This window comes from Leptospira gomenensis (assembly GCF_004770155.1).
GTDB classification, from domain to species: Bacteria; Spirochaetota; Leptospiria; order Leptospirales; family Leptospiraceae; genus Leptospira; species Leptospira gomenensis.
In genome coordinates, this window is record NZ_RQFA01000061.1 from 116,322 (window position 1) to 131,508 (window position 15,187).

A 15,187-nucleotide genomic window follows, 5' to 3' on the forward strand; every position below is an offset into this window, starting at 1 on the left:
GATTCCTTTTTCCTTAAAGTTCCAGTAAAAGACGGCTCGGATCCTCGATCGCTTCCTTGACCTTCACGAGGAATGTAACAGCCTCTTTTCCGTCCACGATTCTGTGGTCGTAGGAAAGCGCGAGATACATCATCGGACGGATCACGATCTGATCGTTGACCACCACCGCACGTTTTACTATATTATGAAGTCCTAAAATTCCACTCTGAGGAGGATTGAGGATCGGAGTGGACATCATCGAACCGTAGATTCCCCCGTTGGAGATCGTAAAGGTTCCGCCTTCCATTTCGGCGAGTTCGATCTTTCCGTCTTTGACACGATTTGCCAATCTGAGAATTTCCTGCTCCACTCCCGCAAAACTCAAAAGGTCCGCGTCCCGTACGATCGGAACCACGAGCCCCTTCGGTCCTCCGACCGCGACTCCTACGTCGTAGTAATTTTTATATACGATGTCACTTCCTCGAATTTCTGCGTTGATGGCGGGAATCGTCTTAAGAGCGTGAATGGCGGCCTTCGTGAAAAAGCTCATAAAACCGAGACCCACGTTATGCGCTTCTTTGAACTTATCCTTATAACGGTTCCTGAGTTCCATCACGGCGCTCATATCGACTTCGTTGAACGTGGTCAAAATAGCCGCGTTGTGTTGTGCGGACACGAGTCGTTCCGCGATCACCTTGCGAAGACGGGTCATAGGAACCGTAGTTTCTCTCGGAAGATCCGTTCTTCTCGAGACCGGAATCGCTTTCGGAATTTCGGGAGAAGGCGTAGAAGTCGGAGCCGCTTTGGCCGTAGTAGCAGTTCCTACGTTTGCGGAAGATTTGGATTCGATCGCTTTGAGTACGTCTTCTTTTGTGATTTGTCCGTTTTTACCGGTGCCGGATATCGAAGTCGCACTCAGTCCGTTGTCCTCGATCAATTTGCGGACCGCGGGAGGAAGTGTTTCGTTGCTGGTTCCGTTGTTAGAAGATTGTGTAGCTTGAGTCGAAGTTGCGGAGGGAGAAGAGGAAGGGGACGGTGCGGAAGCGGTGGCCGCCGCGTCGATGAGCCCGATGATTTCCTTCACCTTCACCGTTTCTCCGGCCTTTTTGTGTATTTTTTGAAGGACTCCGGAAGAAGGGGCTGGAACTTCCATGGTCGCCTTGTCGGTTTCCAACTCCAGCAGGATCTCGTCTTGTTTTACCGCTTCTCCTTCTTTTTTGACCCAGTTTGCTATGGTCGCTTCCGTAATCGATTCTCCCATTTCGGGAACCTTGATTTCTACAGACATGAATGATTCCTTTTCAAAGCCTTAGGATGCGCGTTTTGCGCCGACTTCGGTTTCAATCCTTATAAACGAAAAAATTCTGTAAACGAAATTCTCCAAAACGCGATTATTCCGTTCTAGGTTTAAACTTTCGATCGGTTTTGCCTAATTCTTCATCACTAATCTGATATTCTTTTTGTAGGAACTCCCTAAAATCCATGGACTTAAAGTGATCCCTTTCTCCGTCGCATTGACGATTTCCCATGACGGCTTTCGTAACTCCCGCAACCGTGATCGGTTTCAAGGTCAGATTTTGTGTGACGGGACATACTCCCGGTTTCGGAGACAATCCGTTGTAGGCGCAGGTTCCTCCGCCTTGGACTTCCTCGGGCATTGTGTCCTCTCCAAAGGAAGGATAATTCTGACCGCCGTAAAAACGATTGTACATCCTACCCCAGATCGGAACCGCAAGAACCGAAGCCGCCTGTCCTCTTCCTAAGGAGATGGAACTTTTATCAAAACCGAGCCAGATCACGGTCGTATAATTCGGATCGAATCCGCAATACCAGGCATTCGTAAAGGAAGACGTAGAACCGGTTTTTCCGGCGGCGGTTCCTCTGTAGTTTCCCTTGTCCGGATCGCGAAGTCCCATGGCGGCGGTCCCCGCCATCGCCACGTTGGTGAGCATTTTTTTGAGAATGTAGGCGGTCCCTTCCGAGATCACCTGAATGCTTCCGTCCTTGGCCTGTCTTTGTAATTCTTCTTGAACCTTGATTTCTTCGTTATAGATGACATTCCCACTCTGATCGATGACGTAACGCACGGAAAACGGGATCACCCTTCTTCCGTTATTGGCGATCGTTGCATAACCGAGCGCCATTTCCAAAGGAGTGAGTTCCGCGATCCCGAGCGCAAGCGCCGGACTCGGTGGAAAACGGGTCGGATTGACCCCGAGTAAACGGGAAGAGAAATCGATGACCGCATCCGGACCGGTGCGTAGGAACACCTGCACCGAAACGATATTGAGGGAAAGAGAAAGTGCGCGGGAAAGCGGAACCATTCCCAAAAAGTCTCCGTCGAAATCCTGAGGCGACCACCCTTCTCCTTCTTCCGTCAAAGTGGTCAAAGGAGCGTCCATAATTCCGGTTCCGCTTCCTACGACTCGCTCCTGAATGGCGGCTCCGTAGACGAACGGTTTGAACGCGGATCCGGTTTGTCGTCTCGCCATCGTCGCGCGGTTGAATTGGTTTTTCGGAGTGAATTCGTATCCTCCTACCATCGTCTGAATGTAACCGGTCGAAGGTTCGATCGTAATCGCCGCCCCTTCTACGTGTAAATTTTTACCGAAAACCGCCGATTGTTTTTGAAATTCGGAAATCGCCGCGGATTCGTTTTCTCCCGGAGTCAAAATGGTAAGAATATCCGCCGCATCGATGAGCTCACGTTCCAGAGCAACTCGGAAGTTCGCCTTCTCATCCAGCTTACTGACGAAAGGCATTCCCACCGGAAAGATGGAGCCCATAAGATAATACAAACCCACGAGACCGCGATCCGCTCCCCCGGAATAATTGACCGTAACTCCGGAAACGAGATCGTCGTGTTTTTTGATCGCCTTGGACAATTCCTCCTGAGCGATCTCCTGTTTACGCGCATCCAAAGTTGTATAAACCTTCAAACCGCCGGTATAAACCTTGTCTTCTCCGAGTTCCTTTTCCAATTTTTGACGGACGTATTCGGTGAAGTGGGGAGCCTTGTTCAAACGGTTTCCCCAAGTGGATTGGGAAGGAGATTGAGTGATGACCACCGGCCAGTATTTATTCCAAAAATCGTCGTGGATGATCTGCACTTGATCGGAGGGAATATAACCCTGCTCCGCCATCAGACGTAGAACTCCGAGATGTGCGTTTTTGGAAATCGCCGGATTTTTAAAAGGGGAATACTTAACCGGAGCCTTGGGAAGTCTGGCGAGGAGCGCAGCCTCAGCCACGTCCAAATCGCTTACGTCTTTTTGGAAATAAACGTCCGCCGCGGAAGCGAGCCCCGTGGTTCCGTGACCGAGATAAATTAGATTAAAATAAATTTCTAATATTTCTTCTTTTGAATATTCCTGTTCGATCTGAAGCGTAAAAAGGGCTTCGATGAATTTTCTGGCAAAGGAACGTTTTCTGTTTTGAAGGACGGTTTTTGCGAGCTGTTGGGTCAGCGTAGAACCGCCCTGTTTGATTCTTCCCGAAACGACGTTTACGATTCCCGCGCGGAGAATGGCCATAAAATCGATTCCGAAGTGGTTAAAAAAGTTATTGTCCTCCACGGAAAGAAACGCCTGAACCACGTGCGGGGGAATGTCCTGATATTTCAGAAGTTGTTGTTTGTGTTTGTAAAGTTCCGCGAAAACGACCCCGTTGATATCGTAGAGCCGCGTCGGAGTGGTTGGTTGGTAGGAAGCGAGCATCGCGAGTTCCCCTCCTTCGTCCACTTCCGAAAGAATGTAACCGAAAAACAGACCTCCCAAAAGCGCGATGACGAGCAGGGCTTTCGAAGTTCTATGTAGTCCTATACTTTTTATCATAACAGTTTATATTGGCTCCCTTCCAAGGCGAGTTCGATCTTTAAGGCGGAATTCCCGAGAGCTTCCGCGTGCGCTTTCGCTTCCTGGAGAATGATGTCCAAAACGTCGTCCGCGTATGCGGGTTCGTGATGTGTCAAAACCAGAGTTTTGACGTTCCAGGCTACGGCGCAATTTACGGCCATTGTGTACGAGGTATGTCCCCAGTCAAATTTTTGAAAGGATTCGTCCAACGTGTATTGCGCGTCCAACACGAGAAGGTCCGCATCGGCAAAAAAGGGTTTCATCTCCGAAATCGAGGCGAAATCCTCTCCCGTAAATTCCGCGTCCGTGGCGAAGATGAAGGTCTTTCCTTTTTCCCGGAACCGATACGCAAAGGATCCTCCCGGGTGTTTGAGCGGAAACGCGTCCACCTTACAATCCCCTTCCAAAACCAACGTTTCGCCGGGAAGAAGACAGGTAAAGAGTTTCGTAGAAGCCAGTTTGGAAAACGGAATCGGAAAAAAGGAAGCTCCTTGTTGTAATTCCAACCGTTGTTCAAGATCGGGAAACGGAGAATAAAAGTGCGCCGTATTGCCGGGGATATACAGAGGTTTAAAAAAGGGAATTCCCTGGATATGATCCCAGTGCGTGTGAGTGAAGAAAAACACGACGCTTCCCCGGCCTTTTCCGAATTCCTCCCGCATCCATTCGTCCCCCGCGACGCGAAGCCCGGTTCCTCCGTCGATCAAGATCTTTTGTCCCGACGAGGAAATCACGGAAACACAGGTGGTATTTCCGCCCACGACGTGCGTAAGATATTCTGGAAGTTCGGAAATAAATTTCTGAATGTCGGAAAGAACGCCTTCCCCGCGGTCTCGGACGATTTCTAAGACCTGGGAAAGTTTTTGAACGTATTCTGGAGTACGAAGAGGGGCCGCAATCGAGCCTCGGGTCCCGTAGAGTTGGATGATCACCTTGGACCCAGGATTTTCCGAAACCTGCTTTCTGTCAAAGAGAAGAGAGGAAAGAAAAATCGTTTTACGGTTGTCTTTGGATTCAAAAAGAGAATCATGTTCCCCTATGACAGGCGCCTATAATCGGATCGGTCCGGAACTGACTCCCGTTGTCCGCGTTTTACTGATCGTAAACGCGGCGATTTTCGGAATTCAACTGCTTTTATCTTGGACGGTGGGAGATTGGCTCACCGTATATTTGGGAATGACCCCGGATTCGGTGACACATCGATTCTATGTCTGGCAGCTGCTTACGTATTCCTTTTTGCACTCCACCCAGAATTTTTTTCATATCCTATTCAACCTGTTTTCGCTTTGGATGTTCGGCTCAATTTTGGAGAATCATTGGGGCGGAAGAAACTTTCTGAAGTTTTATCTTTTTTCCTGTTTTATGGGAGGGTTGTTTCCGTGGATCCTTCACAATGTGGGTTTTCACCAAGGTACGATTATCGGTGCCTCCGGCGGAATTTACGGTCTTCTCATCGCCTTCGCCTTGATTTGGCCCAACCAGGAACTTCTGTTTATGGGATTTTTTCCCCTTAAGGCGAAGTATATGGTCGTCATTTTGATGCTCGTCATCGCCCTTTCGGGGCCGGGCGGAAACATCGCGCACATGGCGCATCTCGGCGGCGCGATCGGCGGTGGTCTTTATTTCTTTTATTATAATAAACTAAAGCCTAAACTTCCCGCTTCCTTTTCTCTCAGCCGTTATCTTCAAAAACGTAAGATGAAAAAATGGCAAGAAGAGATGAACCGCAAAATTCACGTACGGGAGGAAGTGGATTTGCTTCTGGACAAGATCTCCAAACGGGGAATGGATTCCCTTTCCCGAAAAGAGAAAAAATTCCTGAAAGAGGCCTCCAGCCGTTATTATTCGGAGGAATGAATCTTTTGTGTGGGAACTCTCACACCGATCGCAGTCTATCGCAGAGCCGTTCCCTGGGAACACCGGAACCGTGGGAACTCTCACATCGATCGCAGTCTACCGCAGAGCCGTTCCTCTGGGAACACCGGAACTGTGGGAACTCTCACACCGATCGCAGCCTACCGCAGAGCCGTTCCCCTGGGAACACCGGAATCGTGGGAACTCTCACACCGATCGCAGCCTACCGCAGAGCCGTTCCTCTGGGAACACCGGAATCGTGGGAACTCTCACACCGATCGCAGCCTATCGCAGAGCCGTTCCTCTGGGAACACGGAATCGTGGGAACTCTCACACCGATCGCAGTCTACCGCAGAGCCGTTCCCACTCAAACGGAAAAACTCATTTCGACTTTCCCGCAAAAACGAAAAGCAAGAAATTGACAAAGACGATGGAAATAAAATCCTCTTACCCACCCGAACCCCTAGTTCTTGTCGGAGAAACGATAGAACTGCATCCCCTAAAAAAAGACCACGCAGAAGCCTTGGCGCAGGCGGTATTGGACGGAGAACTCTGGAAACTTTGGTTCACCACGGTGCCTTCTCCGGAAAAAATAAAACCGTGGATCGAAACAGCACTCGACGAGGAAATCCAACAGCGCTCCCTTCCCTTTGCGGTGTATCACAAAAAAGATCGTAAATTCATCGGAAGCACGCGTTACATGAATCTCGAAAAGGGAGAAAGACGACTCGAAATCGGCTCGACGTGGTATTCCAAAAGTTATCAAAAAACTTCGGTGAACACGGAATGCAAATACCTTCTACTGGAACACGCCTTCGAACGATTGGAATGTATCGCGGTCGAATTCAGAACACACAGACTCAACGAAACTTCTCGAAAGGCGATCGAAAGACTGGGGGCGGTTCTGGACGGAATCCTGCGCAACCATAGAACGATGTCCAACGGAACGTTACGCGACACTGCAGTATATAGCATCATTCGAAACGAATGGCCGACGATCAAAAGCCACCTAACGTTCAAGTTACAACGCACGTAAAAACCGAAACCCACCGCACAAACGAAAGGGACGAAAAAAACGGAAAATCTTCCATGCGAATAAGAAAAACGATTACACCGATTCTAATATTCGTTTTTTTGAATTCGCCGCGAGCGGACCAAACGAAACTAAACGTGGAAACGGATCCGAAAACCTCCTTCGCAAAGGACGAAACACCCGCACATAAATTCTACAAAGTGATCACGAAAACCGGTCTGCATCTACGGGAAACACCGAGCGTCAAGGCGAAATCGCTCGGAATCGTGGAATACCGCCGATCGGGCGAAATCCTGGAAAAGACGAAAACCCTGGAAACTATCTCCGGAAAAAACGGATATTGGATCCGAGCGACCCGAAACGATACAACCGGATGGATGTTTTCCGGATATCTTCTCTTATCACAAACCGCGGAGTTTCCGATTTTAACCTACGATTCCAAAGACATCGGTTTGGAAATCACCGGCGTAGAGGAAATAACGCCGGAAGACCAAAGCCGCCTAAAAAACTATCGAGACGCCCGAACCTTAAGGATAGGATCCTATCAAATACAAGAAAAATCGAATATTCAAAATCCATCACAGAAGCTGGTCCTTTTTTCCAAAAACGGAAAATTCCATAAAAACGGATTCGCGGAAGCGGAATGGATCCAAAAACACAAAATCCCCGTAGCGAATCTGCTCGTAACCGGACAAACGGATTGTTTCGAATGTTGCGGAATGTACGAGGAGTATTACAATTTGTATTTCGTCAAGGATACGATTCAAAGAATCGCGTTTCCCTTAAAGGATCGTGAAGCGTTCTGCGGAGAAGAGATGGAAAGCCTCACAGCGGAAGTCCGAAACAGAATCGACGTAAAAAACGGGATCATCTATCACTACTACAGAATTCCGAACTGCGAATACAAAGACGACAAAAACAACGTCATCGACTTGGTTGAGGGGGCAGAATCTCTCCATGAGATTCGTTACGGAAACGACGGAGCTCTCGTGGAAATCCGCAAGATAACGCTCGAACGACGGAACGGACCGAAAGAAAAACGATCCTCCGCGACGAACGGACCTTGCGGTTCTACAGAATGGAAAAAGGAAGCCGTAACCGCTGACCAAAAAAACTGCGAACGAGTTTGGAACGGCGAGGGAGGCTGGAAAAAGTTGGAATCCTATCTCCGTTAAAATCAGCATTCTCATTGCGCGGCCGGGAATAGGATCCGAATCTGTAAACCGATGCGCACATTCCTCTTTACACAAAATTCGGAACGATCCTCCGCTTACAATCTTGCGATCGAAGAATCGATCGGCATAAATCTCGTCTCCTCCGGATACGGAGCGGGGCTCAGAATTTGGAAAAACCCCTTCTCCATCGTACTGGGTCTTTCCGAAAAAGCGGAGGATACGATCCTTCCGGAAATCATACGAGGAAACGAGACCTCCTACTTTTCCATCGATCACGACGAAAAAATCGCAAACCGATTTACGGGAAAACCCGCGTCGAAACGCGGAGAAGAAAAAAATTTCAATAGGGAGTTTCCGGAAATCGTACGAAGAGCCAGCGGAGGCGGGACCGTAGTTCATCACCCCGAAGAGAATCTGAACTTCACCTTCTTCGTATCCTTGGACGTAAAACCGGAACTCTACAAAGTGAAGGAATCCTACGAATACTTTCTCGATCTCGTAAAGAGGGCTCTCGCCAAACAGACGTTAGATGCAATGTTCCGAGGAAAATCCGACCTGGCGGTGATCGAAACCGGACTCGAAAAAAAAATATCCGGCAACGCGCAGTTCCGAAAAAAAGGCGCGGTCGTCCACCACGGAACTCTGATTCTAAAACCTTCTCTCATAAAACGTGTCGCGGGGCTTCTCAAACATCCGCCCGAAGAACCGGAATATAGAAAGAATCGAAATCATTCCGATTTCGTAACCTCTCTTCCGGCCGATTTTTCCCCCGCAAAATTTGGACAGGACTTATCTCATGTATTTGCCGAATCTCTGGGTCTTTCCAGAATGGACACAGAGAGGGATCTCCGATTTTCAAAAACGGTTCTTCGGGAAGCGCAACGGCTTTTTACGGAGAAATACTCTAGGATGGATTTCATCTTCAGGGATTGATCGGGTTTCTTCTACTTCGATCCATACAAGAAGGGCCAGGAATGCAGTTTCTTCCGAAAGCAGATCCAGAGATATTCGCAGCTTTAAAAAAAGAGGACGAACGACAGGAAAACAACCTGGAGATGATCGCGTCCGAAAATTTCGTTTCCAGATCCGTTCTGGAAGCCTATACTTCCACGCTTACGAACAAATACGCGGAAGGTTATCCGGGAAAACGTTATTATAACGGCTGTCACAACGCCGACGTCGTGGAAACGCTCGCGATCGAAAGGGCGAAAAAACTTTTCGGCGCACAATACGCGAACGTTCAACCTCATTCCGGCGCGCAGGCGAACATGGCGGTATTTCTGGCTTGTCTAGAACCGGGAGATTCGTTTTTGGGAATGAACCTCGCGCACGGTGGACATTTGACTCACGGTTCTCCGGTGAACGTCAGCGGAAAAATCTACAAACCGATTCCGTACGGAGTCGATCGCAAAACGGAGACGATCGATTATTCCGAGATCGCAAAACTCGCCCGCGAACACAAACCGAAACTCATCGTAGCCGGAGCGTCCGCGTATGCGAGAACGATCGACTTCTCCAAATTCGCGGAAATCGCGAAAGAAGTCGGCGCGAAATTGATGGCGGACATCGCGCATATTTCCGGACTCGTTTCCACGGGTTATCATCCTTCTCCGGTAGGTTTGTTCGACTTCGTGACGACCACCACACACAAAACCCTACGCGGACCCCGGGGCGGGTTGATTCTTTCTACATTAGAAAATGAGAAAGTACTAAACTCCCGCGTTTTTCCCGGCATACAAGGCGGACCGTTGATGCACGTGATCGCAGCCAAGGCGGTGGCCTTCCAAGAGGCGCTTCAACCGGAATACAAAACCTATATCGAGACGGTTCTTGCGAACGCGAAAACCCTCGCCGAAGTGTTCGTAAAACGCGGCTACAGAGTGGTCAGCGGGGGAACCGACAATCATCTAGTACTTTTGGACGTTTCCGTAAAGGGCCTTACGGGAGCGCAGGCGGCAGACGGATTGGACGAAATCGGAGTGACCGTGAACAAGAACACGATTCCTTTCGACGAAAATCCTCCCGCGGTCGCCTCGGGAATCCGCTTGGGAACACCCGCGTTGACCACGCGGGGACTAAAACCGGCGGATATAGAAATCGTAGGAAATCTGATCTGCGATTTTCTCGATCATCCAAACGACGAAAAAAATAAAACCAAGGTCAAAGGCGGCGTCAAGGAAGTGACTCAGAGATTTCCGATGGATCGTTTCCGTTTGGATTGATTTAAATCGTTCTCCGTGTCGGCCTTTCCGAAACGATCCTCGTTTCGGAAAGGCCGTAAGAGGCGCGGCGTTCCGCCGCGCCTCTTACGGCAACTAGATCCCGCATAACACAGAAAATACGAATCGGGGTTCCCCGTTTATCTTTTCCGTGTTCCTTCCCAAACAACCTCGTAAAAAATCTACAGAACCGACGCGGTATCGGTCGCTTTCGGTTCGAACTTATGCGACTGAATCGATTGTGCGGAAGGTTTGGCCGTTTTGATAAACGCAAGATCCTGAGCGATCGTTCCCTTAAGAAGAACCAATCCCTTCAACAGATAAAAGTAATACGTAGGCACTTCCAGATAGGACATTTCCACTTTGTCGAACCTGAGCGCGTAATTCTTATGAAAAAGTTTTAAACCGGACTTATCGTAGAGGATGAGTTGGTACGCGACGGAAAGACTGAAGTTCATAAGATTAAAGATCGTAGGTTGATTGGCCTCTTCGATCGAAGAAACGAGAACAAGATAATAATCCCCTTTGAAGTTGGAATTAAGCACCTCGAGCGTCATCGGATCCATCTGTTTCGGATTATCGATCGTATCGAACACGTGCGGAAATCCGTCAAGACGATGATAATCACCCGACATTCCCGATTCCTTCAACTTGACGTCCAGTTGTTGGGAAGCCGCTGGAATCGGCGACGGATATTCAATCTTGGATCCGATATCCGAAGGAAGAATCTGTGCAAACTGTGGAGTTACGATATGCGGTCTTCGTACATGAAGCGTATAACGCATTCTACCCGAACTAAAATACAAAGGCGACGCAGGCAGTAACGTTCCGGCGAACACCACCTTACCTTGCAACGTCTTCGGAGGGATCGGTTCCGTTGGAAGTTTTAAAATTTTTCTCGGGGTCGAGCAAGTCACCGTAAACAAGATCAACCCGAGTAAGACGAATCGTTTCTTTTTCATTCCAGAATCCTTTTGTGTTTTTCTTTCCTATCCCGCGCGTCTTGTATGTTTAGGAACTTTATTAGGAGATATTCGGATCGGAATTCATATCGGACAGAGAGAACTGAAAAAAATTTAAATGGGCTGGAAAAGAAATTTAGGATTTCATGAAGTTTAGAATTTCTTTCGCCGAATTTATAATTCGAACGTCACAGGAAGCATGACTAACGCGAAAAATTATGCGATCGAGACTATGGAAGCTGAGAGCTGATTTTTCGAAAAAAACTCCGGAAAATTCTTCTTTTGCGATATAAAACCGAAGACGTCGGCAATTCGGCAATCGCGACGGATGCACGATTTTTTCGGAGACGGTGTGAGTTCCCGCATTTCTCCTAAAAGAACGTTTTTCTTTTTCCAACGGGAGGTGTGAGAGTTCCCACAGTTCCGACCGCTCGTTTCTCCGTGCGACAACTGTTGTGTCGGAGGACCGCATCCGTTCCTGTGACTTTGCATTTTAAACAAATACAGGGAAAGAGGAGTTCCTACCCACCCACCATAAAACTTCTGGAAACGAAACACATTTCCCCGGGATACAAAATTCCTTCCTTCCACAAACCTGTGAGAGTTCCCACGCTGGATCCGATATGGACGGCTTCCCTCCCGCTCAAACTTCTTCCACACATCGGATCCAAGAAACAAAATCCACGACCATTTTCCCAAATGATAAAAAAATACTTTACATTTATATACATATCATATAGTAAGTATTTATGGATTTACCCACCTTTCCGACCGCAGTCAGCGACCACCTGTATCATCCGATTCTCAGTTGGGAACGGAGTGGTATAGGAATTCTCACCGGAAAGTCAGGGATTTATCGACTCGCATTACAATGGGAATACGCGTTCGCCGTATCGGGATTCAAGATTTTCAACCTCGACTGCGCGATCCGATTCAACCCTTTCGTAATCACCGCAGAGACGAGAAAACGAAACGTACCTCCAGAGTCCCTGCTCGAAAACATTCTCGTACAAAGAGCCTTTACCCCGTATCAGATATTGGATTCGTTACGCGCGATCTCCGCGCAAAATCCGAAAAACACGATCTACTTTCTTCTCGCTCCCTGCAAACAGTTCTTCGACGGAGACGTTCAAGAGGACGAAGGAAGGTTTTTATTACAGCGTATGCTTTCGATTTTACAGGAACTACAATCCGAACGATTCCCGATCCTCGTCGTGGAATCCCTACACTACCCTCATCCGACTTTCGAAAATTTTTTTCCGCAACTGATACAAACGGCTTCCGATCTTTGGGAACTAAGGACCGAAGACAAACTTTCCTATCTTAAAACCAGAAAGCGATCGGTTTCGGATAACGTATCGGTTTCACAGGAACGAAAGGGCGTAACGCAATAATATGGGCAGAACCGTAACGCCTTATTCCAGACAAATGCAACAGGTGGAATCCGAACTTCTCGAATTCAGAAGAGGACTTCGCAAACCGGATCAGGAAATCTTCGACGACCTGATCCGAATCGCGAAACTACAGGTTCAGGCGGGAGTTATGGCCTCCGGCCCATACCCGATCGACATTATGCTACTTACGATGATGATCGATCTGAAAAAGGAAATACACAAACTCAAAAAGGAATTCGGAGAATATAAGGTTTCTAAAGGAGATGAATAATTCGGAAATCGTCAAGGGAAGTTTATTCGATATCTATCACATAGAAGACAAGATCCACCTTTGGATCAAAGACGAAGACGGAAACGCGCGTCTTTTCTACGATTTCTATCAACCGATCGTCTACGCAAGAGGCGAAGAATCCGTTCTCAAAAAACTCGTACACCGCTTTTATCAACTGGACGCTCTCGCGGAAATCCCCGTCTACACGAGTAAAAAACTTTTTTACGAAAACGAAAAAGTCGAAGTTCTACAACTTACTATCTCCCGACCGTCCGTACTTTCCCGGGTTTCCCGAAAACTATACGCACTTTACGGAAAATTCGACATATATCATTCCGACATAGAAGTTCCTACGAGTTACATGGTTTCTAAAGGCCTTTTCCCCTTGTGTGAATTAAAACTCACCTATTCGGAGGAGAAATTCGGGAGAAGAGTACGCGACGTCGAAGTTCACAATCGTATCGAAGATATGGAATATTCCGTTCCGAAACTCAAAACGATGTATATGAGCCTTTCGCGAAGTCATCGCATCGACATGAAACACAACTCGATCGTATTACGATGCGAGGATAACTTCCACGAGCTTTCGGGTAAAAATCCCAAAGAACTTTTACAAGAAATCGACCGTATATTCAAAACGGAAGATCCGGACATCGTATTATCGACGTTTGGCGATCATACCATCTTTCCGTATTTATTCTCCCAATCTCAGAAATTGAGGATTTTTCCCGCCTTCGACAGGGACAAAACCGCGCCGATCCGAAGACACGTTCAAACAAAAGGTACTAGTTACAACACATACGGAACCATAGTCTATCGCGCGCCTTCTTATCCTTTATTCGGAAGATGGCATATAGATTCTCAAAACAGTTTCGTACATAGGGAAGCCGATCTACTGGGGATAATAGAATTGGCGCGCCTTTCCAGACTACCGATACAAAAGATGTCCAGGGCATCCACCGGCAAAGCGCTTACGAGCATCGAAGTTGACGTCGCCTTGAGAAAAGGTTATCTCGTTCCCTGGCAAAAAAGCGCGGTAGAATCCCCCAAAACCGCCTTACAGCTGTTAGAGGCGGACAAAGGAGGACTCGTATTCCAACCCGATATCTCCGACGGATCCGTTTTCGAAAACGTAGCTCAGCTCGACTTCGCACAGATGTATCCCAGTATCATGGTGAACCACAACATCTCGCCCGAATGCGTCAACTGCGTATGTTGCGAAAAAAACCGGAAAGCGAAGATCGTACCCGGACTCGGATACAGGATCTGCGTACGAAGACGCGGAATCGTCTCACAAGCCCTGAAACACGTATTAAAAAGAAGAGAATATTATAAAATAGGAATAAAGGAGCGCAAGGAAACATCGAAACTCGGAGAATACGAACAAAAACAAAACAGCCTTAAATGGATGTTGGTGACTTCGTTCGGATATCTCGGATATAGAAACGCCAAATTCGGACGTCTGGAAAGCCATGAAAGCGTGAACGCCTTCGCCCGGGAAAAACTTCTTACCGCCAAAGAATGTGCGGAAGAGAGAGGTTACGGATTCGTACACGCGATCACCGACAGCATCTTTATCCGAAAAACGGACTCGTCCACTTTTTCCCGAGAGGAGTTGAATTCTCTCTGCGAAGAAATACAATCGAAAACGGGAATCAGAATAGACGTCGATGGGGTTTACACCTGGTTGTTGTTCCCTTCCTCTTCCCAGGACCACAAAATGCCCGTGGCAAACCGTTATATGGGAAGATTCGAAAACGGAAAACTGAAATTTAGGGGAATCGGATCCAGAAGAAAAGATCTTCCCTCAATCGTCAAAACCGCGCAAAACGAAATGTTGGAATGGATGTGCGGAAAAGTCCGGGTCGAAGAACTTAAAAATTCAGAAACCGAAATATTAGAAATTTATAATAGATATGATCTCAAACTTAAAAAAGGAACCGTCGAGACCGAAGATCTACTGGTCAGAAGATCGACTTCCAAAACCTTGGAGGAATACGAAGTGGACGGAGCCTCTTCCCTTTCCCTACTCCGCCTCAAAGAATTGGGAATCGACGTTCAAGCCGGCGAAAAGATCCGTTATTTGGTCCTAAATAGGAAAGGAAAACGTAAGGATCGATGGTATCTTCCGGAAGAAGCGCTACAGATGATGAAAAAAAAGGAACGAACCTCCGCAAAACCTTCCGTCGTACCTAAAAAATCCGAAACCGCATCCGAAGAAATCCATTGGGATCGAACGTATTACAGAAAACTTCTCGTCGCATCGTTTCGGGAAGTATGGGCACCCTTCGCCTCTTTTTCCGATTTCGAATCTTTGTTAGACGATCAAAGATGGCTTCCTTTCGGTAAGGAGTTTACGGGTGCGTTGAGAAGTTATTACGGATCGGGACTCGCCGGAATTTGAAATACATATACGGAAAAATTTTTCGGCAGGATTACTATATTC

14 protein-coding genes are annotated in these 15,187 nt (G+C 47.7%); 9 read left to right on the plus strand and 5 right to left on the minus strand.

The annotated features are described in order from the left end of the window. Positions 1-13 precede the first annotated feature (13 nt). The 3 genes from odhB to EHQ17_RS13355 form a co-directional block, all read right to left on the minus strand. Complete coding sequence (odhB, locus tag EHQ17_RS13345) at positions 14-1,267, minus strand: 2-oxoglutarate dehydrogenase complex dihydrolipoyllysine-residue succinyltransferase (RefSeq protein WP_135592135.1); 1,254 nt, start codon at positions 1,265-1,267, stop codon at positions 14-16. Positions 1,268-1,370: 103 nt separating this feature from the next. Then, entirely contained in the window at positions 1,371-3,809 is a 2,439-nt protein-coding gene (locus EHQ17_RS13350; RefSeq protein WP_135592272.1) for a penicillin-binding protein 1A, read from the minus strand. Further along, positions 3,809-4,765 (minus strand): MBL fold metallo-hydrolase, encoded by a 957-nt coding sequence (locus tag EHQ17_RS13355; RefSeq protein WP_135592137.1) that lies wholly within the window; start codon positions 4,763-4,765, stop codon positions 3,809-3,811. Before EHQ17_RS13355 ends, EHQ17_RS13350 begins: the two co-directional genes overlap by 1 nt. Positions 4,766-4,871: 106 nt before the next feature. Between EHQ17_RS13355 and EHQ17_RS13360 the strand changes: the two genes are divergently transcribed. The 6 genes from EHQ17_RS13360 to glyA all read left to right on the plus strand — a co-directional run bounded on the left by EHQ17_RS13360 (position 4,872) and on the right by glyA (position 10,117). Beyond that, positions 4,872-5,690, plus strand: coding sequence for a rhomboid family intramembrane serine protease (locus EHQ17_RS13360; protein WP_135592139.1), 819 nt, complete (start codon positions 4,872-4,874; stop codon positions 5,688-5,690). Positions 5,691-5,884: 194 nt separating this feature from the next. Beyond that, positions 5,885-6,109, plus strand: coding sequence for a hypothetical protein (locus EHQ17_RS13365; protein WP_135736195.1), 225 nt, complete (start codon positions 5,885-5,887; stop codon positions 6,107-6,109). A 14-nt stretch (positions 6,110-6,123) separates the two neighbouring features. Beyond that, positions 6,124-6,723, plus strand: coding sequence for a GNAT family N-acetyltransferase (locus tag EHQ17_RS13370; RefSeq protein WP_135592274.1), 600 nt, complete (start codon positions 6,124-6,126; stop codon positions 6,721-6,723). 53 nt (positions 6,724-6,776) lie between these two features. Further along, positions 6,777-7,895: an SH3 domain-containing protein gene (locus EHQ17_RS13375; RefSeq protein WP_167881210.1), complete on the plus strand. Its 1,119-nt coding sequence runs from the start codon at positions 6,777-6,779 to the stop codon at positions 7,893-7,895. A 51-nt stretch (positions 7,896-7,946) separates the two neighbouring features. Further along, positions 7,947-8,828 (plus strand): lipoate--protein ligase family protein, encoded by an 882-nt coding sequence (locus tag EHQ17_RS13380; protein ID WP_135592143.1) that lies wholly within the window; start codon positions 7,947-7,949, stop codon positions 8,826-8,828. A gap of 41 nt (positions 8,829-8,869) precedes the next feature. Further along, on the plus strand, positions 8,870-10,117 hold the full coding sequence (glyA, locus tag EHQ17_RS13385; RefSeq protein WP_135592145.1) for a serine hydroxymethyltransferase: 1,248 nt from the start codon (positions 8,870-8,872) through the stop codon (positions 10,115-10,117). 179 nt (positions 10,118-10,296) lie between these two features. Here glyA and EHQ17_RS13390 read toward each other — a convergent pair whose 3' ends face one another. After that, complete coding sequence (locus tag EHQ17_RS13390) at positions 10,297-11,076, minus strand: hypothetical protein (protein ID WP_135592147.1); 780 nt, start codon at positions 11,074-11,076, stop codon at positions 10,297-10,299. A 521-nt stretch (positions 11,077-11,597) separates the two neighbouring features. Continuing rightward, the gene (locus EHQ17_RS20280; protein WP_281276582.1) at positions 11,598-11,723 is read right to left on the minus strand and encodes a hypothetical protein; all 126 of its coding nucleotides are present in this window, start codon (positions 11,721-11,723) and stop codon (positions 11,598-11,600) included. Positions 11,724-11,825: 102 nt separating this feature from the next. Here EHQ17_RS20280 and EHQ17_RS13395 point away from each other — a divergent pair, with 102 nt between their 5' ends. The 3 genes from EHQ17_RS13395 to EHQ17_RS13405 are packed head-to-tail and all read left to right on the plus strand — an operon-like array spanning position 11,826 to position 15,145. Further along, a complete protein-coding gene (locus EHQ17_RS13395; protein WP_135592149.1) occupies positions 11,826-12,470 on the plus strand; it encodes a P-loop NTPase family protein in 645 nt (214 codons plus the stop codon). Between the two features lies 1 nt (position 12,471). Beyond that, positions 12,472-12,741 (plus strand): DUF8156 family protein, encoded by a 270-nt coding sequence (locus EHQ17_RS13400; RefSeq protein ID WP_135592151.1) that lies wholly within the window; start codon positions 12,472-12,474, stop codon positions 12,739-12,741. After that, the gene (locus EHQ17_RS13405) at positions 12,734-15,145 is read left to right on the plus strand and encodes a DNA polymerase domain-containing protein (protein WP_135592153.1); all 2,412 of its coding nucleotides are present in this window, start codon (positions 12,734-12,736) and stop codon (positions 15,143-15,145) included. The genes EHQ17_RS13400 and EHQ17_RS13405 overlap by 8 nt, the downstream gene beginning before the upstream one ends. Positions 15,146-15,187 lie beyond the last annotated feature (42 nt).

Coding starts and splice junctions, on each gene's coding strand:
- odhB (WP_135592135.1), bottom strand. CDS start 1,267: ATGTCTGTAGAAATCAAGGTTCCCGAAATGGGAGAATCGATTACGGAA.
- EHQ17_RS13360 (WP_135592139.1), top strand. CDS start 4,872: ATGACAGGCGCCTATAATCGGATCGGTCCGGAACTGACTCCCGTTGTC.
- EHQ17_RS13375 (WP_167881210.1), top strand. CDS start 6,777: ATGCGAATAAGAAAAACGATTACACCGATTCTAATATTCGTTTTTTTG.
- EHQ17_RS13380 (WP_135592143.1), top strand. CDS start 7,947: ATGCGCACATTCCTCTTTACACAAAATTCGGAACGATCCTCCGCTTAC.
- glyA (WP_135592145.1), top strand. CDS start 8,870: ATGCAGTTTCTTCCGAAAGCAGATCCAGAGATATTCGCAGCTTTAAAA.
- EHQ17_RS13390 (WP_135592147.1), bottom strand. CDS start 11,076: ATGAAAAAGAAACGATTCGTCTTACTCGGGTTGATCTTGTTTACGGTG.
- EHQ17_RS13395 (WP_135592149.1), top strand. CDS start 11,826: ATGGATTTACCCACCTTTCCGACCGCAGTCAGCGACCACCTGTATCAT.
- EHQ17_RS13400 (WP_135592151.1), top strand. CDS start 12,472: ATGGGCAGAACCGTAACGCCTTATTCCAGACAAATGCAACAGGTGGAA.
- EHQ17_RS13405 (WP_135592153.1), top strand. CDS start 12,734: ATGAATAATTCGGAAATCGTCAAGGGAAGTTTATTCGATATCTATCAC.